Source organism: Anaeromyxobacter sp. (assembly GCA_016718565.1).
GTDB lineage: Bacteria > Myxococcota > Myxococcia > Myxococcales > Anaeromyxobacteraceae > JADKCZ01.
Map to the genome: position 1 here is coordinate 132,297 of JADKCZ010000008.1, position 24,083 is coordinate 156,379.

Here is a 24,083-nt window from a genome sequence, read left to right on the forward strand (position 1 = left end):
TATCATCCGTGGCCTCCGGAGCCCGCCATGAACATCACCCCCCTGGACATCACCCAGAAGCGGTTCAAGAAGACCTTCCGCGGCCTCGACCCAGAGGAGGTGGAGGCCTTCCTGTCCCTGGTGGCCTCCGAGTTCGAGGGGCTGGTGCGCGAGGTGACGGCGCTGCGAGACGCCGGCCAGCGCAAGGACGAGGAGCTGGCCGAGCACCGCGGGCGCGAGCGGGCCCTGCAGGAGACGCTGGTGGCGGCCCAGCGGGCCTCCGAGGAGATCCGCGACTCGGCCCGCAAGGAGGCCGAGATCACCCTCTCCGACGCCGAGCTGCAGGCCGAGAAGATCGTCCAGTCGGCCCACGGCCGCTTCCTGAAGATCGTCGACGACATCGGCGAGCTGAAGCGCCAGCGGATCCAGTTCGAGGCCGGGGTGAAGACCCTGGTGGAGAGCCACCTCAAGCTGCTGGAGGCCTTCAAGGAGGCCCCGCGCGAGGAGGCCGTGCCGTTCGCCGCCGCCCGCAAGCGGCTCTCGTCGGAGGATTGATCGGCGCGCCGCTTTACCGGCGCGCCGCTTGCGGCGCGCCAGAATCCAGAAGCTCGAGGAGCTCCTGCGCCCCCCCGCTCAGTGCTTCTCGCCCTTCCCGTGCGTCTCGGCCTTCTCGGCCTTGCCGTGCGCCTCCGCCTTGCCGTGCCCGGCGGGCGCAGCGCCCGCGTCGCCCCAGTCCACCTTGCCGGTGTCGAGATCGTAGATGGCGGTGACGATCTTCGCCTTGCCCTCGTGGACCAGGTGGGTGAGCACCGGGCTCTCGGTGAGGAGCTGCTTGGCGACGAGCTCCGCGTTGGCGTAGACCGCGTCGTCGACCAGGCCCCGCTTGCCGGGGTTGGCCTTGGCGGCCTCCACCGCCGGCATGATCTCCTTCACGAGCTCGCCGATGTTCCCCTCGACCGGGCCGGTGGCCTCGGCGGTGGCCTTCACGGCGCCGCACTTCTTGTGGCCGAGGACCACGATGAGCGGCACGCCCAGGTGCTCGGCGGCGTACTCGATGGAGCCGGTGGTGGCCGGCTCCGAGATGTTGCCCGCCACGCGGACCACGAAGAGGTCGCCGATCCCCTCGTCGAAGAGCACCTCGGGCGGGACGCGCGAGTCGGCGCAGCTCAGGATGACCGCCTCCGGATGCTGGCCCGCCGAGACCTCCTTGACCCGCCTGAGATCGCGGGTGGGGCTCTGCTCCTTCCCGGACGCGAAGCGGGCGTTGCCGGCCTTGAGCTCGACCAGCGCCTCGTCGGCGGTGGTGGCCAGCTTGCCGCCCCTGGGCGGGTGCGCCTGGGCCAGGGCGGGGAGCAGCAGGGCGGCGAGCAGGGCGCGGCGCGGCGGGTGGTCACGTGGGCTCCAGGGGTCGGGGCGGTCCGGTGGGGGTGGACCGCGGGCCCCCAGTCTAGCCGCATAAGGCCTAGTGCGCCTCGGCCCAGCTCCGCCCGTGCCCCACCTCCACCAGCAGCGGCACCTTCAGCGTCGCGGCCCCCTCCATCTCGCGGCGCAGCAGCGCCGCCACCGGCTCCACCAGCCGCTCGGCCGACTCCACCACCAGCTCGTCGTGGACCTGCAGCAGCAGCCTGGCGTCCAGCCGCGCCTCGGCCAGGGCGGCGTGCACCCGGCGCATGGCGATCTTGATGACGTCGGCGGCGGTCCCCTGGATGGGCGTGTTGACCGCCGTCCGCTCGGCCCCCTGCCGGATGGCGGGGTTGCGGTTCTGGATCTCCGGCATGGCCCGCACCCGGCCGAAGACCGTGCGCACCTCGCCGTCGCGCCGGGCCGAGGCCACGATCTCCTCCAGCCAGCGCTTCACCCCGGCGTAGCGGGCGAAGTAGCGATCGATGATGGCCTGGCCCTCGCGCGGCGGCAGATCGAGCCGCTGCGACAGGCCGAAGGCGGAGAGGCCGTAGGCGATGCCGAAGTTGAGCATCTTGGCCACCCGGCGCATCTCGGGGGTGACCAGCTCCGGCGCCACCCCGTAGGTCTCGGCGGCGGTGCGGGTGTGCACGTCCTCGCCGGTGCGGAAGGACTCGAGCAGCGCCGGGTCGGCCGAGTAGTGGGCCAGGATGCGCAGCTCGATCTGCGAGTAGTCGGCCGAGACCAGGCGGCGGCCAGCCGGGGCCACGAAGGCGGCGCGGATGCGGCGCGACAGCTCGGTGCGGACCGGGATGTTCTGCAGGTTGGGGTCGGTGGAGGAGAGCCGGCCGGTAGCCGCCCCGGCCTGGTGGAAGGTGGTGTGGAGCCGCCCGTCGGCGGGATCGACGAGCAGGGGCAGGGCGTCCACGTAGGTGCCCTTCAGCTTGGAGAGCGAGCGGTGCTCCAGCACCAGGCCGGGCAGCGGGTGCTGCTCGGCCAGCTTCTCCAGCACCTCCACGTCGGTGGAGGGCCCCGTCTTGAGCTTCTTCAGGACCGGCAGGTGCTGCTCCTCGAAGAGCACCCTGGCCAGCTCGCGGGTGGAGGCCACGTTGAAGGGGTGGCCGGCCGCCTCGGACATGCGGGTCACCAGCCCCTCCATGGCGGCGCCGAACTCCACGCTCATGGCGGCCATGGCCTCCTTGTCCACCGCGATGCCGTCCCGCTCCATCTCGAAGAGCACCGACACCAGCGGGCGCTCCACCTCCCGGTGGAGCGGGCCCAGGCCGGCCGCCTCCACCGCCGCCAGCAGCGCGGCCGCCAGGTCCGGCAGCGCCGCCGCCGAGGGCGCGGCCCAGGCGGCCAGCCGCTCCACCTCGGCGCCCTCGCGCCCCGGCCCGCCCTTGCGCTCGCCCGCGGTCGGGTCGAGGGGCAGCTCGCAGCGGCAGCGCTCCCGGGCCACGTCGGCCAGGGCGTGCTCGCGCCGGGTCGGCAGCAGCAGCCGCGAGAGCAGGTCGGTGTCCTCCCCGGCCTCGCCCAGCTCGAGCCCCAGCCGCGCCAGGGCGTGCTTGGCCGCCTTGCGGTCGTGCGCGTGCACCGGTCCCGGACCCCCCAGGAGCGGCGCCAGCGCCGCGCGCACCAGCCCGGCGTCCAGCGGCGCCGGCGCCCCCAGGTAGCGGTGCCCCAGCGGCAGGTAGAAGGCCCGCCCCCCGCCCGCCAGCCCGATCCCGACCACCGGGTCGGTGCGCGGCGCCTCGCCGCTGGAGCTCACCAGCAGGCCGACCGCGGGGGCGCGCCCCAGGAAGGCCACCGCCTCGGCCAGCGCCGCCTCCTCCAGCAGCACCTCGGGGCGCTCCGGGCGCGGGGTGCTCGGGCCGGTGGCGAAAGGGGGGAGGCTGCTGGTCGAGGTCGAGGTCGAGGTCGGGGTCGAGGTCGAGGTCGGGGTCGAGGTCGAGGTCGAGGGCGAGGTCGAGGGCGAGGTCGCGGCCGGTCCCTCCCCCTCCCCCGGCGCGGTCGCCGGCAGCTCCCGGAGCAGCCGGGTGAACTCCAGCTCGGTGAAGAGCGCCCGGGCCCGCGGCGCGTCGATGGGCCGCCGCTCCAGCGCCTCGGGCGACCAGGGCAGCGCCATGTCGGTCTTGAGCGTCACCAGCCGGCGGTTGAGCCGGAGCCGGTCGGCGTGCGCCAGCAGCTTCTCCTTCAGCTTCTCGCCCCCCCGCTTGACCGCCTGCGGGATCTCCTCGGGGCGGGCCAGCAGCGCCTCCAGGGAGCCGAAGTGGCGCACCAGCGCCGCGGCGGTCACCTCGCCCACGCCCGGCACGCCCGGCACGTTGTCCACCTTGTCCCCCAGCAGCGCCTGGTACTCGATGACCTGCGCCGGGGTGACCCCCAGCTTCTTCTCCACCTCGGCCGGCCCGGTCCAGCCGCCCTGCCCGCGCGCCTCCGCCATGGGGTCGAAGAGCCGCACCCGGTCGTCCACCAGCTGGGCGAAGTCCTTGTCGCCGGTGACGATCACCACCTCCCAGCCGTGGCCGCGGGCGTGCGCCGCCAGGGTGGCGATGATGTCGTCGGCCTCGAACCCGGCCTCCTCCAGCACCGGCACGCTGAACGCCCGCGCCACCTCGCGCACCAGCGGGAACTGGGGCACCAGGTCCGGGGGCGCCTCCGGGCGCTGCGCCTTGTAGGTCGGGTCGAGCTCGGTGCGGAAGCTCTTGCGGCTCACGTCGAGCACCAGCGCCACGTGGGTGGGCGCGTGCTCGCGCAGCGAGCGCAGCAGCATGTTGGTGAAGCCCAGCACCGCGCTGGTGGGCACCCCCTTGGAGTTCGTCAGGGGCGGCAGCGCGTGGTAGGCGCGGAAGATGAAGCCCGAGCCGTCGATGAGGGTCAGGGTCGGCATGGGCGGGACCATACCCCCCGGGCGCCCGGGCGGCCGCGGCGAAAGGAGGGGCGCCGGGGCGGCGCCCCGCCCCGGCCGCGGCGCCGCCTACCGGTAGGTGGTCACCGTGGCGCTGGACGGCGTGAAGTCCAGCAGCAGGTTGCCGGGGTAGGCGCCGAAGACGCGCTGGCCGGCCGCCGCGTCCAGCGTGGCCGCGGACCGGTCGAAGGTGGCGTGGCCGGCCGGGAAGACGTCCCCGGAGATGGTGCCGCCCGAGGTGGGCCGGCGCGTGGCAGGCTGGAAGCCGCTGCGCGCCTGGATGAAGAGGACGGTCCCCCGGCGCAGCTGCGCCACCGGGGTGGTGACCGAGTCGTCCCAGCCGAGGCCGGGCCGGAGGGACAGCACCTCGCCGGTCGGGTTGGGGAAGACCAGCGGCGGCGGCACGGGCACGACCGCCCTGGTCCAGCGGGTCTCGCAGGCCACCTTCTTGGCCACCTGATCGGCGTCGGGCGGATCGGTGGGTGGATCGGTGAGCGCCGTGGGGCACTTCTCGGTCACGTAGGCGAAGCGCCGCGCCTTGCGCGCCAGCAGGCGCCGCTCGCAGGTGGCCCGGCAGGCGGCGTCGCAGGCGGCCGGCGGCCAGGCCGGGCTCTCCAGCATGGGGCAGGGCAGCGAGGCCTCGTCCTCGTGGCGCAAGGAGAAGGGGACGTCGAGGACCGGCCGGCCGGCGTAGCCGGACTCGGTGCCGGTCAGGACCAGCCCCCGGGAGCGGATGGTGACGGTGGCCTGGCGCACCGTGGGCGAGGCCACCTGGAAGCAGGCGGGCAGCGCGGCCGGGGCGGTCAGCGAGACGGCCCCGCCCGGATGGGAGGCGGTGTCCGGCGGCAGCAGGTCGGCCACCCGCACCTCGAAGGTGGTCGCGCCGGCGCAGGCCGCATCGGTCGGCGTGATGCGGACCACGTCTCCCGGCTGGACGCCGAGCCGCACGTCATAGAGCCGGGCCACGCCGCGGAACCTGGCGGTGGGCGCGGCGGGGTCGGTGGCTTCCGGCAGCCCGGTGGCGGCCTGCACGGCCAGCCACTCCAGCCCGCCCGGTCCCGCCGCCACCTCGGCCTGCCGCCTGTCCAGCCCGGGCAGCGCGCCCTCGAAGGTGAGGCGCCAGTCCTCGGTCTGGGTGTAGCCGGGGGTCACCGAGATCAGGCGCTGGTCGCGGATGTCGAGGCCGTTGATCACCGGGGCCGGGTTGCCCTGCCCGTCCAGCCGCGGAGTGACGTCGTTCCAGGCGCCGATGCGCGGGTAGTCGACGTTGGCCGGGACCTCGGGATAGACCACCCCGTCCTCGTCCTCGATCGGCACCGCCAGGCTCACCGTGAAGACCTGGGCCGGGGTGGTGTTGGCGCCGGCCACGCCCATCCACTGCGCGTTGACCAGCCCGAAGTGGCCCAGGTCGGCCAGGTAGGTGAAGCCGGTGGTGCTGCCGACCGCCGCCAGCGTGGAGGTCCAGCGCTCCCCGGCCTCGACCGCCAGCTTCTGCAGGGAAGGCACCAGCGGCGGGACGGCCGCCGGCGGCTTGATCTCGGCGCCCGAGAGGTCGGCGCCGCCCCAGGCCGGCGGGTAGATGGCGGTGAGCGACAGCACCGTGCCCGGCACCGGCATGGGCGCCCGGTACGGCAGCTCGCCGGCCGGATCCGGCGCGCGCGCGCCCAGCGCCGGGTCGAAGGTGATGATCCCGCAGGCCACCGCCTCGGCTGGGCCGCAGCGCGCCGGATCGAGCGCCGCGTAGACCCGCAGCACCGGCTCGCCGTAGCTGTCGGGCGTGAGCGCCACGGTGGTGCCGGCCAGCGGGGTGTCGAGGAACTCGCGCACCCGGGCGGCCAGCACCACGGTGGTGGGGGCGCCGGCGTCGAAGGCGCGCACCACCGGAGCGCTGAAGCCCGGGCTCGGGTCGCTCACGCCGGGGCTCGACAGGTCGAGCTCGGCCACGCCCTCCACCGCGCCGATGGGGTCGAGCGTGGCGGCGTAGAGGTGCACCAGGTCGGGCGAGGCCGACAGCGAGCGTGGGCTGAAGCCCAGCTCGTGGACCCGGACCCTGGGCCTGGTCAGCGGCGTGCCCGGCGCGGCCGGGTCGTCGAAGGTGGCGGTGTCGAGCTCGATGGCCAGGCCGTCGGCGGCGCGGCGGAAGTCGGCCACCAGCAGCCGGCCGCCGGCCAGGCCGGCCACCAGCCGGGCCCGGCCGGGGCGGCTGGTCACCACGCCGGGCGTCAGCTCCTCGGGCACCGGCAGGATCGCCAGGGCCAGCACCTCGGTCTCACCCTCCCCGGCCAGCTCGCCGAGGTCGAGCGTGAGCGCCGAGGCCACCGCGGTGGCGGGGGTCCAGGTGGCCACCACCTGGACGCAGCCGGAGAGCCGGGTGCCGGCGGGATCGCAGGCCACCGAGCCGGCCGGCGCCACCGCCAGCAGGTCGGCCCCCGGCGTGGCATCGAACAGCGAGCCGGACGCCAGCAGCGCCGGCCGGGGGTGCGTCGGCACCGACAGCGACAGGATCAGGCCAGGGGCCAGCACCGCGGCGCCGTCGATGGCGTCGAGGAGGCGCAGGTCGCCGCCGCGCTCGTTGGCGATGGCCACGTAGGCGCGCAGCGCGGCGTCGCGGGTGGTCACGGCCTGGAAGACCGCCACCGCGCTCGGCCCGTCGAGGCGGATGCCCGGGCGCGTGCTGGTCTGGGTGCAGGCGGCCGCCAGGAGCAGCGCCACCAGGGCGAAGCGGCGCGCGGTCACTCGACACCTCCGATGCGGATCAGCTCGCCGGCGGCGCCGCGCAGCGCCTGGGCCGAGCCCGGGGCCAGCAGCGGCACGTCCACCAGCGACACCACCGACTGCTTGAAGGCGGCCACGTAGACCCGGGCCACCGGGGCGGCCCCGCCGGTGGGCACCGGCTCGACGGCCAGCGCGTAGGGCGCCCGGCCAGCCTCGGGGGCCCCGGTGTCGGGGTCCAGCGCCAGCGTGCGCGCCACCGCGCCCAGCTGGTCGTCGTAGACGGCCACCGCCCCGTCCTGGGTGCTGGCCACCACCACCAGGTCACGGCGCGGCGCGCCGCCCGGCAGGGCCGGGCGCTGCGGCAGCACCCGCACCTGCCCCGGCCCCAGCCCGACCGGCACCACCCGCACCAGCGAGAGCGCGGGGCGGCCGGTCTCGTCCTCCTCCGCGTCCAGCACCAGCAGCGCGCCGGCCTGATCGGTGGAGGGGCGGAACCCCAGCAGGGAGAACAGCGAGACGTCGTAGACCCGCACCGCCACGTAGAGCCGGCGGGTCAGGCCGGGCTGCGGGTTGGAGAGCGCCAGCCCCTGCAGGTCGGCGCCGCGCAGGGCGTCGAAGAGGTCCACCTCCTGCGGTGCGGCGCAGCCGGCCTGCCCGGGGCGGCAGCTCCCCAGGTCCACCGCGTACAGGAGCGCCTGCGAGGACGGGGCTGCGGCCACGGCCGGCCGGGTGGCGACGAAGAGCCGGTCGGTCACGGCGTCGTAGGCCATGTCCGAGATGGGCCCCCTGCCGACCGGGAAGAAGCCCGGCGTGGCGCCGCTGGGGTCGTCGAGGTCCACCTCGGCGACGTGGCCGCTGGCGGCGGTGGCGCCGTCGAGGGCGGCCACCTGCAGGAAGCCCACGAAGGCCGAGCGGCGCGCCCCGCCGCGGCGGCAGCCCAGGGTCACCACGTAGGGATCGAGCAGCCGCACGTCGAAGGCCACCCTGCAGCCGGGGGCGTCGCAGGCCACCACGCCGCCGTCGGCCGCCACCGGCACCCGGTGGAGCGCGCCGTCGAAGCGGGAGGGGACCAGGGCGGTGGCCAGGCTGCCGTGCACCGGATCGACGTACCCGGGGCAGGTGCGGCCGTCGGCCACCGCCAGGTTGCCGGCGTAGCTGCCGATGCGCGCCCCGCCCGTGGCCGGGAGCCTCACCAGGGCGCCGCCGGGCTGGCCCGCCGAGCCGCCCTCGGCCGCCGGGTCCGGGTTCACCGAGAGCACCGTGCCGCCGGTGGGGCCGTCGTAGTTGAGGTCGAAGTTGGAGGACCCGACCAGCAGGGCGCTGGCCCCGCCGCCGGACCGCGCCGGCACCGACGTCAGGGCCAGGCCGGTGGGCGCCAGGAAGCGGTCCATCGGGGGGGTCCGGACCGCGGCGGGCTCACCGCACGCGGCCAGGGTGACGAGCAGCGCTGCCAGCCTCCGCATCCCTACCCTGCCTTCCGCGCGCCGGCGCCCGGGGGCAGCTCGGCCTGGATCTTCCTGAAGTCGGCCAGGTCGGAGAAGAGCGCCGCCACCCGGCGCATCAGCGCCAGGCGGTTGCCGCGCACCGCCGGGTCCTCGGCCATCACCATCACCCCGTCGAAGAAGGCGTCCACCGCCGGCTTGAGCGTGGCCACCGCCTTCAGGATGGCCGGGTAGTCGCGGCGCGAGCGGCACTCCGCCGCCTCGCGCTCCACCCGGACCACCTCGGCCAGCAGCGCCCGCTCGGCGTCCTCGCTGAGCAGGGCCGGGTCCACCGCCACGGCCAGCCCCGCGGGCGCCTTCTCCTGGATGTTGGCCACCCGCTTGAACGCCACCGCCAGCGGCACGAAGTCGTCGCGCCGCTTGACCACCGCCAGCGCCTGCAGCCGCTGCCGCGCGTCCACCACGTCGTCGAACCCGGCCGAGAGCACCGCCTCCACCAGGTCGGCGTCCAGCTCCTCGCTCCACAGGGCCTTGAGCCGGCCGCGCACGAAGTCGAGCACCTGGTCGGCCACCACCGTCGGCTCGGCCGCCAGCTTGACCCCGGCCAGCGCCGCCAGGGTGGCCTCCACCGCGGCGCGCAGCGAGAGGTGGTAGCCGCGGTCGAGCAGGATGCGCAGGATGCCGATGGCGGCCCGGCGCAGGCCGAACGGGTCGGCGGCGCCGGTGGCCTTCTCGCCCACCCCGATGATGCCCACCAGCTGGTGCAGCCGATCGGCCAGGCCCACCAGCGAGCCCAGGTCGCCGCGCGGCATCTCCTCGGAGGCGCCCACCGGCTTGTAGTGGTCGGTGAGGGCGTCGGCCACCTCGGCCGGCAGCCCCTCCAGGCGGGCGTAGTGCCCGCCCATGATGCCCTGCAGCTCGGGGAACTCGCCCACCATGCCGGTGCCCAGGTCCGCCTTGCAGAGCCGGGCCGCCAGCGCCAGCGCCTCCCCGCCCTGGCGGCCGGCCGCCCCGGCCAGCGCCTCGGCCACCGCGCCGATGCGCTCCACCCGCTGCAGCTCGGTGCCCAGCCTGGCCTGGTAGGTGCGGCGCCCCAGGTCGGCCACGCGGCTCTCCAGGGTCCGCTTGCGATCCTCCTCGAAGAAGAAGCGGGCGTCGGCCAGCCGGGCCCGCAGCACCCGCTCGTAGCCGTGGCGCGCCACCCGGGGCTCGCGCACCGGCGTGCCGGAGACGGCGATGAACCGGTTGGTCAGCGCGCCCTGCCCGTCCACCACCGCGAAGTAGCGCTGGTGGTTGCGCATCTCGGTGACCACCACCTCCGGCGGCAGCGCCAGGTTGGAGGCCTCGAACTCGCCGGACACGGCGGTGGGGTGCTCCACCAGGTAGGTGACCTGCTCCACCAGCGCCGGGTCGGGGCGCACCACGCCGCCGCCCCGGCGGGCCGCCGCCGCCAGCCCCTTCACGATGGCCGCCTGGCGGACCACCGGGTCGGCCACCACGAAGGCCTTCTCCAGCCGGGCCAGGTAGTCCTCGGGGGTGCCCGCGAGCGCGATGGCCCTGGGCGCCATGAAGCGGTGGCCGTAGGTGACCTTGCCGGAGGTCACCTCGCCGAAGGTCACCTTGACCGGCTTGCCGCCGTAGAGCGCGGTGAGCCAGCGCACCGGGCGGGCGAAGGTCACCTCGTCGTGGCGCGACCGCATGGCCTTCCTGAACTTGAGGCCGCCCACCAGGCGCGTCAGCAGCGCCGGCAGCACCTGCGCCGCCGGGCGCCCCTTCTCCACCTTGGTGACCGCCAGCCGGAGCCCCTTGGGCGTCTCGACGCGCTCCAGGGCCGCCACCTCCACCCCCTGGCTGCGGGCGAAGCCCAGCGCCGCCTGGGTGGGCTGGCCGGCCGCGTCGAAGGCCGCCGCCACCGACGGCCCGAGGGCCTCGGTGCGGGCGTCGGCCTGCCTGGCGGCCACGTCGCGGGCCCAGACCGCCAGGCGCCGCGGCGTGCCCACCGCCTTCACCTCGCCGTGGGCCAGGCGGGCCTCGGCCAGCAGCCTGGCCAGGTCGTCCTGGAGCTGGCGCAGCGCCGGCGGCACGAAGCCGGCCGGGATCTCCTCGGCCCCGATCTCGAACAGCAGGTCAGCCATGATCTCTCTCCAGGAGGTGGATCAGCGCGCGGCAGGCGCGGCGGGCCGGGTGGGTGCCTGGCCGGCCGGCTGGTCGGCGGCCAGGCGGGCGGCGCGGGCGGCCTCGACGGCGGCGGCCCGCTCCTTGGGCGGCAGGAGCGGGAAGCCCAGGGCCTCGCGGCTCTCCAGGTAGCCCTTGGCGCACTGGTGGGCCAGCGCCCGCACCCGCCCGATGTAGGCGGCCCGCTCGGTCACGCTGATGGCGCCCCGCGCGTCGAGGTTGTTGAAGGTGTGGGAGCACTTCAGGCAGAAGTCGTAGGCGGGCAGCGGCAGCTTGAGCCCGATGAGCCGCTTGCACTCGGCCTCGTAGGTCTCGAACAGGCCGAAGAGCATCTTGGGGTCGGAGGCCCTGAGCGAGTACTCGCTCATCTCCACCTCGTTGCGGTGGAAGACCTCGCGGTACTTGACGCCCTTGACCCACTCCACGTCGAAGACGTTCTCCACGTCCTGCAGGTACATGGCGATGCGCTCGAGCCCGTAGGTGAGCTCCGCCGCCACCGGCCGGATCTCGAAGCCGCCGGCCTGCTGGAAGTAGGTGTACTGGGTGATCTCCATCCCGTCGCACCAGACCTCCCAGCCGAGGCCCCAGGCGCCCAGGGTGGGGCTCTCCCAGTCGTCCTCGACGAAGCGGATGTCGTGCGCCTTCGGGTCGATGCCGATGGCCTGGAGCGACCCGAGGTAGAGCTCCTGCACGTCGGGCGGGTTGGGCTTCAGGATCACCTGGAACTGGTGGTGCTGGTAGAGCCGGTTCGGGTTCTCGCCGAAGCGCCCGTCGGCCGGGCGGCGCGAGGGCTCGACGTAGGCCACGCTCCAGGGCTCGGGGCCCAGCACCCTGAGGAAGGTGGCCGGGTTCATGGTGCCGGCGCCGACCTCCTGGTCGTAGCCCTGCGCCAGGATGCAGTTCCGCCCGGCCCAGTAGGTCTGCAGCTTGAGGATCAGGTCCTGGAAGTACACGCGCTCGCTCCCGCGACGCGGCGCCGTGGAACCGGCGCCGGGACTCGGCAAGGTAGGGCCATGCCCACCCGATGTCAAACGGGAAAGGCCCGTCTTTCCGCTGCGATCCGCTGCGCGCGGCCGGGCCTCACTCGCCCAGCATGGGCCCCACCTCGTCGAGGAAGCGCCTGGCCTGGAGGCGGCGGCCGAGCAGGTGCTCCACGAAGCGCCCCAGGGCCTCGCGCGCCTCGCGCCCGGCCCCCGGCTCGAGGGGCGCCTCCCCGGCCTGCAGGCCGCCCGCCTGGAGCCGCTGCAGCGCCGCCAGCCCGGCCGGCGACAGGCTGAGGCGACCCGGCGCCGCCTGGGGAGCGTCGTCCTGGCAGAGCGGCCCGCCGTCGGCCGGCGAGAAGGTCACCGCCCCGTCCGGCAGGGGCTGGCCGCAGCGGGCGCAGGCCTCCAGGCGCGGCTGGAAGCCGGCCGCCGCCAGCGCCAGCAGCTCGAAGGCCCGCAGCGTGCCCGGGCGGGCCGGGGCCGCGTCGAGCCGGCCCAGGTAGTCCACCAGCAGCCCGAACAGGTCGTCGTGTGGCTCGTGATCGCGGGTCAGCTCGCGCGCCAGCTCCACGGCGTAGGCGGCGCAGGCGATGCGGGCCAGGTCGCCGCGGATGGCCGGGAAGGCCCGCTCCGGCGCCACCGACTCCAGCCGCAGCAGCTGGTCGCCGGCGCCCCGCCCGGAGAGCTCGGCCGACACCAGCGTGAAGGGCTCCAGGGCGCCGCCGAAGCGCCTGGTGGAGGCGCGGGCGCCGCGGGCGTAGGCCGCCAGCTTGCCGCGCCCCTCGGCCAGCAGGGTCACCACCCGGTCGGCCTCGCCGTGATCCACGGTGCGCAGCACCACCGCGCGGAGCTTGAGCCGGGTGGTCACCGCGGGCCTACCGGAGCAGCGCGCCGATCACCATGGCGGCCACCACGCCCAGCACCGCGGCCGCCACCAGCACCGGCACCAGCCGGCGCCGCCCCCGGCGCGTCGCCACCTCGGGGGCCTCGCCGGCCGCCTCCTGCCAGCGCAGCACCACCTCGTCGGCGTCCAGCCCCACCGCGGCGGCGTAGCTGCGCAGGTAGCCCACCACGTAGGCGCGCGGCGGCATGCGCGCCTCCTCGCCGGACTCCAGCGCCTCGATGACCGCCGGGGCCAGCTTGGTGGAGGCGGCGATCTCCTCGGGCAACATGTCGCGCAGCTCGCGCTCCTGCTTCAGCCAGCGGCCGAAGGCGGGGAGCAGCGGGGCGGCGGGCTCGGGTGCGGTCGACATGGCGCCCTAGCGGAGCAGCTCCAGGCTCTGCTGGCAGCCGTCGCCGGCGGGGGTCCCCTTGGCCAGCTCGAGGCAGCGCTCGAAGCTGGCCCTGGCGCCCGGCAGGTCGCCCGCCTTCATGCGCGCCAGCCCCAGCTGCTGGTGCGCGTCCACCACCTGCTCGCAGTGGCGCACGTAGGCGCCCAGCTCGTCCAGCGCCTCCTTCACCTTGCCGTCGCCGAGCAGGATGCGCCCCAGCTCGCGGTGGCCGGCGCAGTAGCGCGGGGCGATGCCCAGGCAGGCGCGCAGCTCGGTCAGCCCCTCGTCGCGCCGCCCCATGCGGTGGAGCGCCTGGCCCTTGTTGCAGCGGGCCACCCAGGGCTCCCGGTAGAAGGTGTTGGCCAGCGCCTCGTCGAAGGAGGCCAGCGCCTCCTCGGGGCGCCCGGTGCGGGCCAGGAGCTGCCCCAGGTTGTTGTGGGCCTCGGGGTAGGCCGGCCGCACCGCCAGCGCCTTGCGGTACTCGGCCTCGGCGTCCTTCAGCTTGGAGAAGGCGTACTCCAGCACCAGGCCGCGCCCCAGGTGGGCCTCGGGCATGTCCGGGTCGGACTGCAGCGCGGTGTCGAACTCGCGCAGCGCGTCCTGCGCCTGCCCCTTCTGCAGCGCCTCCAGCCCCAGGTCGTGGTGGATCTCGGCGGTCTTCTGGGCCTTGGCGCTGAGGGTGTGGCCGCAGGCGGCCAGCGCGGCGGAGGCCAGGACGGCGAGGAGCGCGGAGCGGGTGGCGGAGGTCATGGTGGGGGGCTCGGGTTCAGAAGGAGGCGAGGAGGCGGGCCAGGCGGCCCGCCTCGGCGGCGGCGGGATCGGCGGGGTCCGCCGCGCCCGGGGGCCTGGGCGGGGAGAAGATCGGCAGGCGCTTCAGGGTGTCGTCCTGCAGCGCGGGGGCCAGGTTCCGGAAGTTGAGGTTGTCGAGCATGAAGCCCATCGACTCCAGGAAGTGGAGCCCCTCCTCCTGCACCTCGCGGTAGGCCTCGGCGGCCACCTGCCGGTGCCCGTGCACGTAGACCACGTTCTCGCCGGTCTTGGGCAGGTGCAGCGCCACGTAGATGGAGAAGGTCCCGCTGGCGTTGCGCAGCCCGACCAGGTGACCGGAGACGCCCTGGGGCGCCTTGCCGGGGATGGAGATCTGCGGCTGGTTGATCCCCTCGATGAGGGCCACCACCTGGTCGCGGGTGGCGGTCAGGTGCTGGATGCTCGGCTCCGGCGTGAACACGACTGTCCCCTTCCCGCCTGCTCAGCGCGCCTCGACCGTGAACTCCTCGGTCCGGTCGTCCACCTCGGCCGCCGTCCGGGTCATCACCACCAGCGGCGCGTCGATCATGACGTGGTCGCCGCCCACGTTCCCCTCCCCGATGACCACCCGGAGGGTCACGTCCTTGCTGTGGGAGCGCCGGTCCACCCCGGCGAGCCGCTTGGAGGCGGCCAGCGTCACCTTGTTGGCCCCCGGCCGGAGGAAGCGGGTGATCTCCAGCACCACCTGCGGGTCGGCCGAGCGGATGACGCGGATCCAGCTGGCGTTGATGAAGACCTCGACGTCGTACTGGGTGCCGTCGGGCTGGGTCTGCTCGGTGGCCAGGAAGTAGCGCAGCGCCAGCTTGCCCTCTGCGGCGGGGCGAGGTTCGGCGGCGGCGGGCGCGGCGGCCGTGGGCCCGCCAGGCGTGGCGCCGCCTGCGGCGACTCCCGCCACGGCGACTCCCGCCACGGCGGCGGCCGGAGCGGTGGCCAGGCCCGCCGGGCCCTGGGCCGGTGCGCCCCGCACCGCGTAGCCGCGGGCGGTGATGTGGACCGCGCCGGCCGCGTCGATCACCACGGTGGCGTTCTCGAACCGCTGGTCCCTGGCGCCGTCGATGGGCACGCCGTTGAGCGTCAGGCCGGGCGCGGCGAGAGCCGGCGCGGCCGCCATCGACAGGGCGAAGGTGAGTGCAAGTAGGCGCATCCGTTCGTGTTCCTAGCCCCGGGCGGCACGGGCCGTCAAGAATGCGGGCGCTTGACGCACCCGGTCGTTGGACGGTCCGGGCCCCCCGCGAATTCCCGCGACGCGCCGGAGGCCTGCCTTCAGACCCCCCGCACCTCGGGCCCCCAGACCAGCTTGTGGAGCTGGAGCGAGAGGCGGGCGCGCAGCCCGGAGGCCAGCAGCCACTCGGTCAGCGCCCTCGGCTCGACCTGGCCGAAGACCGGCGAGAAGAGCAGCTCGGCGCGCCCCTCCAGCCGGCTGCGCCGCACCACCTCGACCGACCAGTCGAAGTCGGCGCGCGAGGCCACCACGAACTTCACCTCGTCGTGCGGCCGCAGCCCCTCGAGGAAGGTGAGGTCGCGCGTCTCCTCGCCGGAGCCGGGCGGCTTGACGTCCACGATGCGGACCACCTCCGGCGGGAGCGCCCCGGTGGGGCGCTGGCCGTGGGTCTCCACCGTGACCTCCCAGCCCAGCGCCAGCAGGTCGCGGCACAGCTCCGGCAGCTCGGGCTGCAGCAGCGGCTCGCCGCCGGTGAGGCAGACCAGCCTGGTCGGCAGCCTCGAGAGCGCCTCCACCAGCTCGGCGCGGGTGCGCTCCTCGCCGCCGTGGAAGGCGTAGGCGGTGTCGCACCAGGTGCAGCGCAGATCGCACCCGGTGAAGCGCACGAAGGCGCACGGCAGGCCGGCGCGGGTCCCCTCCCCCTGGATGCTGAAGAAGACCTCGGAGACCCGCATGGCCGCTAGCGGGCCGGGCCGGCCGAGGCGAACCGCGGGCCGGGGGCGGCGCCGAAGGCCCGCTGCAGCTTGCGGTGCTCCGACTCGACCCGGCGCGGATAGGCCAGCGCCCAGTCGGGCATGCCGGTCTCGTCCTGCAGCAGCTCGAAGACCCGGTTCGGGCCGGCGTTGTAGGCCATGAGCGCCAGCCCCATGTGGCCCGGGTAGCTGTCGAGGCAGCGGCGCAGGTAGCGGACGCCGGCCCTGACGTTGGCGACGGGGTCGGCCGGGTCGGCGACGCCCAGCCCCAGCGCCTCGGTCTCGCGCCGCATGGTGCCAGGCAGGAGCTGCATCAGGCCGCGGGCCCCGGCGCCGCTGGCCGCGCCCGGGTCGTAGCCCGACTCCACCTCGATCATGGCCAGCACCAGCAGCGGGTCGAGCTCCACCGCCTCGGCCTCGCCGATCACCGCCCGGGCCACCGCCTCGTGGACCTGCTGGGAGGCGGCGGGCATGCGCTCGAAGAGGTGGTCCTCGATGCGGGCCAGCAGCGCCTGGCGCGCCGCCTGCGGGCAGGCCTCGGCGGCGCAGGCCGTCGGCACCACCTCGGCCGGCAGCAGCGGGCGGATGCCCTCGTCCAGGCGCGACGGCGCCGCCAGCACGGCGGTGGTCACCGCCGCCGCCAGCAGCAACCTGGTCGCCCCCCGTGCCACGCTCGAGATCAGGCTGGCTTCTCCTTGTCCTTGGCCAGCGCCTCCACCTTCTCGGTGAGGGACGTCAGCCGCTGTTCGATGGCGTCCAGGTCCGACTTGGTCGGGACCTTGAGGCGGGTGGACGCCCTGCGCACGCCCTCGTCGATGGCCTTCTCCAGCTCCTTGCGCTGGCCCTGCAGCCGCTCGCCGAACTCCCGGGCATGGCGCCGGACGTCCTCCGGCGAGAAGCCAGCCGCGTCGGCCATCTTGTTCAGCACCTTCTCGGCCTCCTGCTCCGCCGCGTTGACGCCCGCCAGCGCGTTGGACCAGGCCTCCTTGAACATCCCCTGGAAGTCGGCCATGGCCTCAGGCCTCGCCCTTCCGGCCGTTCTTCTTCGCGGCGGGGCGCGCCTTTTGCCCCTTCTCGAACCGCTTGGCAAGCCGATCGAGCTCGCGGTGCAGCTCGTCCACCTCGTCCTTGGTGGCAACCCCCAGGAAGGACACGGCCTTCCCCTGCAGCTCCACCAGCCGCTCCAGGGCCTCCTCGCGGAAGGTCTCGGCCTTGCCGCGCCAGGCCTCGGCCCGCACGGCGCCGGTCCGCTGGAGCTTCTCCAGCTTGACGCGCAGGTCCGCCACCCGGCTGTCCTTGGACACGCTCACCACCAGGGCCTCGAGGTCCTTGCGGCTCGCCTTGCCCTTCTGGACCAGCTCCTTGAGCGTCTTCTGGGCGCTGACCTCGAGGTGCGAGAGCTTCACCTGGGCCTGCTCGAGCTGATCCTTCAAGAAACCCGGAACCTTGATCGCGCCCTTGGCGCTGCTCTTCTGCGTCTCGGCCATGTGGTGAACCTCCGTGTAGCGGGGTGGGCGGAAGTGCGCCATCCCCATTCCACGGTGGGTCTTAACGCGTCGCGTCAGCCCCGTCAAGACAACGCGCCGCGTCATGGCGCCGCCGCCGACCGCCTCGGCCCTCCGCCCGGGGCCTGCAGGCCCGGGCCCGCCCCCGGTGCTTCGGACTCTCCGACCGGGATCGGCTCGGCCCGGGGGCCTCAGCCCCGCGCGTCCGCCCCCACCGCCTCGGCCACGGTGCGGAAGCCGTCGCGCCGGAGCAGGGCCGGCAGCTCTCGGTTCACGCGGGCGGCGAAGCCGGGGCCGCCGTAGATGAACCCCGTGTAGACCTGCACCAGCGAGGCGCCGGCGCGCAGCTTGGCGTAGACGTCCTCGGTCGACATGACCCCGCCCGAGGCGATGACCGGCACCCGCCCGGCGGCGCGGGCCGACACCCGGCGGACCACCTCGGTGGCGCGCGCGGTCAGCGGCGCGCCGGAGAGCCCGCCGGCCTCGCGGGCCAGGGGGTGGGCCTCCACGCCGTCGCGGGACAGGGTGGTGTTGGTGGCCACCAGCCCGGCGACGCCGGCGGCGATGGCCACGTCCACCGCCTCGTCGAGCGCCTCGGGCGTGAGGTCCGGCGCCAGCTTGACCAGCAGGGGCTTGCCCGGCGACCGCTCCGCCAGGCGGGCCACGCAGGCCCTGAGCAGCCGGTCGAGGGCGTCCCGCTCCTGCAGCTGGCGCAGCCCGGGGGTGTTGGGCGACGAGATGTTGACCACCAGGTAGTCGGCGTACGGGTGGAGCCGGTCGATGCAGGCCAGGTAGTCGTCGGCGGCCTGCTCGTTGGGGGTGAGCTTGTTCTTGCCGACGTTGACCCCCACCGGCCCCATGCGCGCCGCCGCCGGCAGCCGGGCCAGCCGGGCGGCGCAGGCCTCGGCGCCGTCGTTGTTGAACCCCATGCGGTTCACCAGGGCCCGGTGCTGCGGCAGCCGGAAGATGCGCGGCCGCTCGTTGCCCGACTGCGGGCGCGGCGTGATGGTGCCCACCTCCACGTGCGAGAAGCCCATGCCGAAGAGGCCGGCCACCGAGGCGTCCCCCTTGTCGAAGCCGGCGCCGAGGCCCACCGGGCTCTCGAAGCGCAGCCCCAGGCACGACACCGCCAGGGCGGGGTCGGGGGCCGGGCGGCGCCAGCGGGCGAAGGCCACCGGCACCCGGTGCAGGAAGGCGTGGGCCAGCCGGTGGACGGTCTCGGGGTCGAAGCGGAAGAGGACCCAGCGCAGGAGGGGCCAGAGCATGCCCCCGTCTACCGCGGATCGGGTCCGCCCGGGGGTGCGTCGTGGCCCCCCCCTGGCCCGGCCAGGTCCAGGGTCATCAGCAGCGCGTCCTCGTTCTCCTCGGCGTAGTAGCGCGGCCGCAGCCCCACCTGGCGGTAGCCCAGGGCGCGGTAGAGGGCGATGGCGGGCTCGTTGGAGCGTCGCACCTCCAGGGTGGCGAGCCGGCAGGCGCGCGAGCGGCCCAGCGCCGCCGCCGCCTCCATGAGCGCCCGCCCGACGCCCCGCCGGCGGTCCTCCGGGGCGGTGGCCACGTTGAGCACGTGCAGCTCGTCGTGCACCACCCAGACGATGACGTACCCGGCCATGTGCTCGGCGCCCCCCGGTCCCTCCTCCACCGCCGCCAGCAGCACCGACCAGGCGTTGCGCAGCTCGTCGCGCAGCAGCCGCTCGCTCCACGGGTGGCGGAAGCCGGCCGCCTCGATCTCCATGAGGCGCGGCAGGTCGGCCTCCACCACCGGGCGGAAGCGCGGCGCGGGGGCGGCCCGGCTCACCGGGCGGCCTCCTGGCGCAGCGCCGGCGCCAGCACCCGCACGTCGGCGCGGGACCTCAGGTCGGCCAGCAGCTGGCGGGCCTGCGCCCCCGCCTTCTCTCCGGCCAGGCGCCCGCGCGCCTGCTGGCGGGCCGCCTCGTCCCCACCCCCGGCGCCCTGGGCGGCCAGCGCCGCGTCCACCTCGGCCTCGGTCACCCGGGCGGATCGCCCCACCCGGCTGTCCAGGTAGCGGCGCACCTTCAGGTCTCGCAGCAGCGACTGGGCCACCTCCTCCTCCGCCAGGTCGGCGCGGGCCAGGAAGCGCCGGTAGGCCTCCTCGCCGGCGAAGCGGTCGCGGAAGCGGCGCAGCGCCGCCTGCGCGTCCTCGCGCGCCACGTCGTCCACCTTGAGGCGGGCCGCCTCGTCGGCCACCAGCCACTGGTCCACCAGCCAGCGGAGCGCCGCGCGCAGGGCGGCCTCGTCGAGCGGCGCCTCGGCGGCCTCCAGCGCCCCCTGCCCCACCAGGGCCACCCGGGCCTCCTCCACCAGCCTGGTCAGGGTGAGCGGGCGCGGCGCGGCGCCGGCGGGGTTTCGCACCACCGCGACGATCCGCTCCACCACCCGCCCCTCGACGGGGGGGGCGGCCAGGGTCGAGAGCAGCAGCATCGCCAGCACGCCCGCCATGTCAGGACCGCTCCTTTCCAGCGCCGTCGGGGGCGGCGACGTTGACGTTGCGCCCCAACGGGTTACCTTCTGCCCGTGCCACCGCGCGATCTGTACGACATCCTGGGCGTCCCCCGCACCGCCACCGCGGAGGAGATCAAGAAGGCCTACCGCAAGCTGGCGAAGCAGTACCACCCCGACCGCAACCAGGGGAACAAGGCGGCGGAGGAGCGCTTCAAGGAGGGCACCGCGGCCTTCGAGGTGCTCAACGACGCCAAGCGACGCTCGCTCTACGACGAGTTCGGGGCCGACTCGCTGCGCACCGGCTTCGACGCCGGCCGGGCCGAGGAGGTGCGCCGCTGGCGCCGCCAGGGCGCGCCGCCGGGCGGCCAGCCCTTCGACTTCGGCGACTTCGCCGGCGGCGGCCGCCACGGGGCCGGCGGCGGCGGCGAGGCCTTCGACTTCGGCTCCATCTTCGAGCAGATCTTCGGGCAGGGCGCCCCGCGCGGCGGCCGCGGCCACGGCGCGCGCCGCGCCGTCGCCAGGGCCGGCGAGGATCTGGAGGCCGAGCTGGAGGTGGACCTGAAGGAGGTCATCACCGGCGGCGAGCGCGACGTGCGCCTGGGCGGGCGCACCCTGCGGGTCACGGTCCGGCCGGGCATGGCCGACGGCGCCCGCATGCGCCTGGCCGGCCAGGGCGGGCCCGGCCAGCACGGCGGCCCGGCCGGCGACCTGCTGCTGCGGGTGAAGATCCGCCCCCACCCGCTGGTCCGGGTGGACGGCCGCGACCTGACGCTGGACCTGCCGGTGACCATCCCGGAGGCGGTGGCGGGCGCGGCCGTGGAGCTGCCCACCTTCGACGGCAAGGTGCGGCTCCAGGTGCCGGCCGGCACGCAGAGCGGGGCCCGCCTGAGGCTGCGCGGGCGCGGCCTGCCTGACCCCAAGGGCGGGCCGCGCGGCGACCTCTACGTGGTGGTGCGGCTGGTGCTGCCCGAGCCGGGGGAGCTGCTCGACCGGGCGGCCCAGGCGCTCGAGCCGCTCTACAAGGGTGATCCACGCGCGGGCATCTCGTTGTAGAACCACCCCGCGCCGCCCGATGGAGGGCCGCGGACGGCGGGAGGCCGGATGGGCATCTTCGATCTGTTCGGTTCCAAGGACGAGCGCCAGCAGGGCGCGATCAAGAAGCTCGCCCGCAAGGTGACCGAGAAGTACGGCCCGCCGGAGAACCGCCAGAAGGTGGTGGACCAGCTGGGCGAGCTGGGCACCGCGGCCGCCCTGCAGACCCTCTGCCTGCGCTTCACGGTGCACGCCGAGCCGGGCATCACCGACCAGGAGGAGAAGGAGGCCGCCCTGCGCTGGCTGGTCGACGCCCGGCGCGACGCCATCGCCCCGGTGTCCGCCTTCGTCCAGGAGCAGGAGAGCGGCATCGCCTGGGGCCTGCGGGCCCTGGCCGAGGTGGCCCGGCCGGAGGAGGTGCTGGCGGTGGTCACCGCCGAGCTGGCCCGGCTGGGCACCGTCTACACCCGCGATCCGGAGAAGAAGCTGACCCTGCTCGCCTGGGCCGCCCAGCACCACGCCGGCGCCGGCGCCGAGGACGTGGAGCGCGCGCTCCTGCCGCTGCTGGAGGACTTCAGCGACGACGTCCGCATCGGCGCCGCCAAGGCCCTGGCCGATCGGCCGCCCTCCGAGCCGGCGCGGGAGGGGCTGCTCCAGCTCCTGCTCCGCTCCGGCGACAACGCCAGGGTGCGCGGCGAGGTGCTGGCGGCGCTGCACCAGCTGGGCGCCGACGTGAAGGGGCACCGCCCCTCGGTCGAGCCGCTCCTCGTCGAGCCCTGGTACCTCGACAAGGACGGCGTGGTGAAGAAGCGCGGCTGACCGGATGGCCACGCCCGCGCCCCCGCCCGAAGCCCCGGCGCCCCGGCCGCGCGGCCTGCTCGGCCGGCTCTTCTCGCCGGTCCAGGTGCCGCCCGACGCCGCCGCCGAGCTGGCGGCCCTGGCGGCGCGCGGCAGCCTGGTGGTGGTGATGCGGTCCTCCGGGCTGCTCAGCTACCTCTACCTGAAGTGGCTGCTCAGGCGCCTGGGGCTGCCGCCGCTGCGCGCCGCCCAGGGGTTCACCGGCCTGGCCGGCGCCCTGGCCAGGGTGCGCCGCTCGCGCCGGGCCCTCGAGGAGGCGGTGGCCGCGGGGCACGCCAGCGTGGTGTTCCTCAACCAGCCGGGCCGGACCAGCGACCCGTTCCAGCACCTGGCCCGGCTGCAGCGCTCGCTGGCCCGGCCGGTCTTCCTGGTGCCGGCGCTGCTGGCCTACAGCCGGCGGGCCCAGCGGCTGCGCCCCTCGATCTGGGACGTGCTCTACGGCTCGCCCGAGGCGCCCAGCGCCTTCGCCAACGCCGTCGGCTTCCTGCGCAACTTCCGGCGCACCTTCCTGGCGCTGGGCCGCCCGCTCGACCTGGTGGCCTTCGGGGCGGCGCGGCCGGAGATGGACGACGCCGCGCTGGGGCGCACCGCCCGCGGCGCCCTGGCCCAGCAGCTGGCCCGGCAGCTCCGCACCGCGGTGGGGCCGCCCCTCAAGACCGCCGCGCGGGTGCGCGAGAAGGTGCTGCGCGACCGGACCCTGCGCGGCGCCCTCGACGGGCTGGCGCGCGAGGGCGGCCGCACGCCGGCGGCGCTGGCCGCCGAGGCCGAGCGCTGCTTCGAGGAGATCGCCAGCCGCTACGACCCGGGCTTCATCTCGCTGATGCGCCCCATCCTGGCGGTGCTGTTCCGCAAGCTCTACGAGTCGGTGGAGGTGGACGAGGCCGGGCTGGCCGAGGTGAAGAAGGCGGCCGCCGACGCGCCGCTGGTCTTCTGCCCCAGCCACAAGAGCTACGTGGACTTCCTGGTCCTCTCCTGGCTCCTCTACGAGCGCGGCATGACGCCGCCGCACGTCGCGGCCGGCCTCAACCTGTCCTTCTGGCCCTTCGGCGCCCTGGCGCGGCGCGGCGGCGCCTTCTTCATCCGCCGCACCGTCAAGGGCGACCGGGTCTACACGGCGGTGCTGCGCGCCTACGTGAAGCACCTGCTGCGCGACCGCTTCCCGCAGGAGTTCTACGTGGAGGGCGGGCGCAGCCGCACCGGCAAGCTGCTCTTCCCCAAGATGGGCCTGGTCTCCATGGAGGTGGACGCCTGGCTCGACGGCGCCGCCGCCGACGTGCTCTTCGTGCCGGTGGCCGTCGACTACGAGCGGCTCATCGAGGCGTCGGCCTACGTGCGCGAGCTGGCCGGCGGCGAGAAGAAGCAGGAGAGCCTGTCCGGGCTGCTGGGCGCCTTCGGCGTGCTCTTCCGCAGCTACGAGCGGCTCTACGTGCAGTTCGACGCCCCGGTGTCGCTGCGGGCGGTGGCCGAGCAGCGGCTCGGGGCGCGCGCCGCCGCCCTGGTGCCCGACGCCGCCTGGGCCGGCGAGGCCGCGGCGCGCCACCCGGCCACCCTGCCCGGCCCGGGCGCCGCCGCCGAGGACCCGGCCACGGCCAAGCGGCAGCTGGTGCAGGCGGTCGCCAACCGCATCGCCTGGGGCATCAGCCGCGCCGTCACCATCACCCCGGTGGGGCTGGTGGCGGCCGCCCTGCTCTCACACGTCAAGCGCGGCCTGACCGCCGGCGAGGTGACGCGGCGGGTCGAGCTGCTGCGCTACATCGCCGCCGAGGGAGGGGCCCGCTTCGGCCGCGACCTGGCGGGCGCCTCCTCCGACCCGCGCCAGCCCGGCCCGGTGGCCGACGCGGTGGCCCGGCTGGCCGCGGGCGGCGTGGTGCGGGTGGAGGTGGCGGCCGGCGATCACATCTACCAGGTGGTGGACGAGAAGCGGCCGGTGCTCGACTACCACCGCAACGCCGTCATCCACCGCTACGTGGCGCCGGCCATCGTGGCCGCCGCGCTGCGGGCCGCCGGTCCAGGGGCCACCGCCGAGGCGGCGCAGCTGCGGGCGGCCTGGCTGTCGCGCCTCTTCAAGCTGGAGTTCATGTACCGGCCGGACGCCAGGCTGGACGCGATCTTCGCCGAGCACCTGGCCTTCCTGGCGCGGGTGGGCGCCGTGGCCCTGGACGGGGCCCAGGTGCGACCCGGGGCCGAGCCGGACGTGCTGGACTTCCTGGCCGAGTTCCTCCGCCCCTACCTGGAGGCCTACCGGGTGGCCGCCGAGGCGGCGCTGGCGCTGCTGGGCGAGGCGCCGAGGGGGGCGCTGGACCGGCGCGGCCTGGTCAAGGCGGCGCTGGAGCGGGGCCGCGCCGCCTTCCTGGCCGGGCGGCTGCAGACCCGCGAGGCGCTCTCCAAGGCCACCATCGAGAACGCCGTCGAGTGGCTGGTGGCCACGGGGCAGCTCACCGAGGCCGGCGGAAAGCTCGGCCTCGCGCAGGCGCCCGCGGATCTTCGGGAAATCATCGACGGGATGACTCCGTATCTGGCGTCCTGAGGCCGCGCGAAATGTGCGCCGCGCCCTTCCAGTCGTGCGCATTTTTGGACTAGTCTGCCGCCTCACCCGCGCAGCATCGAAGCACCCCCAAGGCCCGTTCCACCTT

At 75.4% G+C, this 24,083-nt stretch carries 21 protein-coding genes and 1 pseudogene; 4 read left to right on the forward strand and 18 right to left on the reverse strand.

Annotated features, from left to right (window positions below; translation table 11 throughout):
* The first annotated feature begins 27 nt into the window (after nt 1-27).
* Nucleotides 28-534, forward strand: a complete 507-nt coding sequence (locus IPO09_16045; GenBank protein MBK9518827.1) for a DivIVA domain-containing protein — start codon at nt 28-30, stop codon at nt 532-534.
* 78 nt (nt 535-612) lie between these two features.
* On the opposite strand, the gene IPO09_16050 is transcribed toward IPO09_16045, so the two are convergent.
* From IPO09_16050 to IPO09_16135, 18 genes and pseudogenes are all read right to left on the reverse strand, one after another.
* Complete coding sequence (locus IPO09_16050) at nt 613-1,350, reverse strand: carbonic anhydrase (protein ID MBK9518828.1); 738 nt, start codon at nt 1,348-1,350, stop codon at nt 613-615.
* A 91-nt stretch (nt 1,351-1,441) separates the two neighbouring features.
* A complete protein-coding gene (gene polA / locus IPO09_16055) occupies nt 1,442-4,270 on the reverse strand; it encodes a DNA polymerase I (protein ID MBK9518829.1) in 2,829 nt (942 codons plus the stop codon).
* Nucleotides 4,271-4,357: 87 nt separating this feature from the next.
* Nucleotides 4,358-7,024, reverse strand: coding sequence for a hypothetical protein (locus tag IPO09_16060; protein ID MBK9518830.1), 2,667 nt, complete (start codon nt 7,022-7,024; stop codon nt 4,358-4,360).
* A complete protein-coding gene (locus IPO09_16065) occupies nt 7,021-8,466 on the reverse strand; it encodes a hypothetical protein (GenBank protein MBK9518831.1) in 1,446 nt (481 codons plus the stop codon). The genes IPO09_16060 and IPO09_16065 overlap by 4 nt, the downstream gene beginning before the upstream one ends.
* A 2-nt stretch (nt 8,467-8,468) precedes the next feature.
* The gene (locus IPO09_16070; protein MBK9518832.1) at nt 8,469-10,580 is read right to left on the reverse strand and encodes a glycine--tRNA ligase subunit beta; all 2,112 of its coding nucleotides are present in this window, start codon (nt 10,578-10,580) and stop codon (nt 8,469-8,471) included.
* Nucleotides 10,581-10,664: 84 nt separating this feature from the next.
* Nucleotides 10,665-11,573: pseudogene (locus tag IPO09_16075) on the reverse strand (glycine--tRNA ligase subunit alpha).
* Between the two features lie 127 nt (nt 11,574-11,700).
* Nucleotides 11,701-12,471: a DNA repair protein RecO gene (gene recO, locus IPO09_16080; GenBank protein ID MBK9518833.1), complete on the reverse strand. Its 771-nt coding sequence runs from the start codon at nt 12,469-12,471 to the stop codon at nt 11,701-11,703.
* A 7-nt stretch (nt 12,472-12,478) separates the two neighbouring features.
* Complete coding sequence (locus IPO09_16085) at nt 12,479-12,856, reverse strand: helix-turn-helix domain-containing protein (protein MBK9518834.1); 378 nt, start codon at nt 12,854-12,856, stop codon at nt 12,479-12,481.
* 6 nt (nt 12,857-12,862) lie between these two features.
* Nucleotides 12,863-13,624 (reverse strand): tetratricopeptide repeat protein, encoded by a 762-nt coding sequence (locus tag IPO09_16090; GenBank protein ID MBK9518835.1) that lies wholly within the window; start codon nt 13,622-13,624, stop codon nt 12,863-12,865.
* A 16-nt stretch (nt 13,625-13,640) separates the two neighbouring features.
* Entirely contained in the window at nt 13,641-14,102 is a 462-nt protein-coding gene (locus IPO09_16095; protein MBK9518836.1) for a hypothetical protein, read from the reverse strand.
* Nucleotides 14,103-14,123: 21 nt separating this feature from the next.
* Nucleotides 14,124-14,825: a hypothetical protein gene (locus IPO09_16100; GenBank protein ID MBK9518837.1), complete on the reverse strand. Its 702-nt coding sequence runs from the start codon at nt 14,823-14,825 to the stop codon at nt 14,124-14,126.
* 119 nt (nt 14,826-14,944) lie between these two features.
* Nucleotides 14,945-15,577 (reverse strand): radical SAM protein, encoded by a 633-nt coding sequence (locus IPO09_16105; GenBank protein ID MBK9518838.1) that lies wholly within the window; start codon nt 15,575-15,577, stop codon nt 14,945-14,947.
* A 5-nt stretch (nt 15,578-15,582) separates the two neighbouring features.
* Complete coding sequence (locus tag IPO09_16110) at nt 15,583-16,068, reverse strand: lytic transglycosylase domain-containing protein (GenBank protein ID MBK9518839.1); 486 nt, start codon at nt 16,066-16,068, stop codon at nt 15,583-15,585.
* Between the two features lie 206 nt (nt 16,069-16,274).
* Nucleotides 16,275-16,607: a phasin family protein gene (locus tag IPO09_16115; protein MBK9518840.1), complete on the reverse strand. Its 333-nt coding sequence runs from the start codon at nt 16,605-16,607 to the stop codon at nt 16,275-16,277.
* A 4-nt stretch (nt 16,608-16,611) separates the two neighbouring features.
* The gene (locus IPO09_16120) at nt 16,612-17,082 is read right to left on the reverse strand and encodes a hypothetical protein (GenBank protein MBK9518841.1); all 471 of its coding nucleotides are present in this window, start codon (nt 17,080-17,082) and stop codon (nt 16,612-16,614) included.
* Between the two features lie 209 nt (nt 17,083-17,291).
* Nucleotides 17,292-18,365 (reverse strand): quinone-dependent dihydroorotate dehydrogenase, encoded by a 1,074-nt coding sequence (locus IPO09_16125; protein MBK9518842.1) that lies wholly within the window; start codon nt 18,363-18,365, stop codon nt 17,292-17,294.
* Nucleotides 18,366-18,373: 8 nt separating this feature from the next.
* Complete coding sequence (gene rimI / locus IPO09_16130; GenBank protein ID MBK9518843.1) at nt 18,374-18,832, reverse strand: ribosomal protein S18-alanine N-acetyltransferase; 459 nt, start codon at nt 18,830-18,832, stop codon at nt 18,374-18,376.
* Nucleotides 18,833-18,891: 59 nt separating this feature from the next.
* Entirely contained in the window at nt 18,892-19,557 is a 666-nt protein-coding gene (locus IPO09_16135) for a hypothetical protein (protein ID MBK9518844.1), read from the reverse strand.
* A 75-nt stretch (nt 19,558-19,632) separates the two neighbouring features.
* On the opposite strand from IPO09_16135, the gene IPO09_16140 reads away from it, so the two are divergent.
* From IPO09_16140 to IPO09_16150, 3 genes are read left to right on the forward strand one after another with little or no spacing between them, the layout of a single operon-like run.
* Nucleotides 19,633-20,613 carry a J domain-containing protein gene (locus tag IPO09_16140; GenBank protein MBK9518845.1) on the forward strand — a complete coding sequence of 327 codons (981 nt, stop codon included), beginning with the start codon at nt 19,633-19,635 and terminating at the stop codon, nt 20,611-20,613.
* A gap of 48 nt (nt 20,614-20,661) precedes the next feature.
* The gene (locus tag IPO09_16145; protein ID MBK9518846.1) at nt 20,662-21,411 is read left to right on the forward strand and encodes a HEAT repeat domain-containing protein; all 750 of its coding nucleotides are present in this window, start codon (nt 20,662-20,664) and stop codon (nt 21,409-21,411) included.
* A gap of 4 nt (nt 21,412-21,415) precedes the next feature.
* A complete protein-coding gene (locus tag IPO09_16150) occupies nt 21,416-23,977 on the forward strand; it encodes a 1-acyl-sn-glycerol-3-phosphate acyltransferase (protein MBK9518847.1) in 2,562 nt (853 codons plus the stop codon).
* Nucleotides 23,978-24,083 lie beyond the last annotated feature (106 nt).

What these genes read in the sequence shown, in the direction of transcription:
- IPO09_16045 (MBK9518827.1), top strand. Translation starts at nt 28, where the DNA reads ATGAACATCACCCCCCTGGACATCACCCAGAAGCGGTTCAAGAAGACC.
- polA (MBK9518829.1), bottom strand. Translation starts at nt 4,270, where the DNA reads ATGCCGACCCTGACCCTCATCGACGGCTCGGGCTTCATCTTCCGCGCC.
- IPO09_16065 (MBK9518831.1), bottom strand. Translation starts at nt 8,466, where the DNA reads ATGCGGAGGCTGGCAGCGCTGCTCGTCACCCTGGCCGCGTGCGGTGAG.
- IPO09_16070 (MBK9518832.1), bottom strand. Translation starts at nt 10,580, where the DNA reads ATGGCTGACCTGCTGTTCGAGATCGGGGCCGAGGAGATCCCGGCCGGC.
- IPO09_16085 (MBK9518834.1), bottom strand. Translation starts at nt 12,856, where the DNA reads ATGTCGACCGCACCCGAGCCCGCCGCCCCGCTGCTCCCCGCCTTCGGC.
- IPO09_16090 (MBK9518835.1), bottom strand. Translation starts at nt 13,624, where the DNA reads ATGACCTCCGCCACCCGCTCCGCGCTCCTCGCCGTCCTGGCCTCCGCC.
- IPO09_16100 (MBK9518837.1), bottom strand. Translation starts at nt 14,825, where the DNA reads ATGCGCCTACTTGCACTCACCTTCGCCCTGTCGATGGCGGCCGCGCCG.
- IPO09_16105 (MBK9518838.1), bottom strand. Translation starts at nt 15,577, where the DNA reads ATGCGGGTCTCCGAGGTCTTCTTCAGCATCCAGGGGGAGGGGACCCGC.
- IPO09_16110 (MBK9518839.1), bottom strand. Translation starts at nt 16,068, where the DNA reads ATGCCCGCCGCCTCCCAGCAGGTCCACGAGGCGGTGGCCCGGGCGGTG.
- IPO09_16115 (MBK9518840.1), bottom strand. Translation starts at nt 16,607, where the DNA reads ATGGCCGACTTCCAGGGGATGTTCAAGGAGGCCTGGTCCAACGCGCTG.
- IPO09_16120 (MBK9518841.1), bottom strand. Translation starts at nt 17,082, where the DNA reads ATGGCCGAGACGCAGAAGAGCAGCGCCAAGGGCGCGATCAAGGTTCCG.
- IPO09_16125 (MBK9518842.1), bottom strand. Translation starts at nt 18,365, where the DNA reads ATGCTCTGGCCCCTCCTGCGCTGGGTCCTCTTCCGCTTCGACCCCGAG.
- rimI (MBK9518843.1), bottom strand. Translation starts at nt 18,832, where the DNA reads ATGGAGATCGAGGCGGCCGGCTTCCGCCACCCGTGGAGCGAGCGGCTG.
- IPO09_16135 (MBK9518844.1), bottom strand. Translation starts at nt 19,557, where the DNA reads ATGGCGGGCGTGCTGGCGATGCTGCTGCTCTCGACCCTGGCCGCCCCC.
- IPO09_16145 (MBK9518846.1), top strand. Translation starts at nt 20,662, where the DNA reads ATGGGCATCTTCGATCTGTTCGGTTCCAAGGACGAGCGCCAGCAGGGC.
- IPO09_16150 (MBK9518847.1), top strand. Translation starts at nt 21,416, where the DNA reads ATGGCCACGCCCGCGCCCCCGCCCGAAGCCCCGGCGCCCCGGCCGCGC.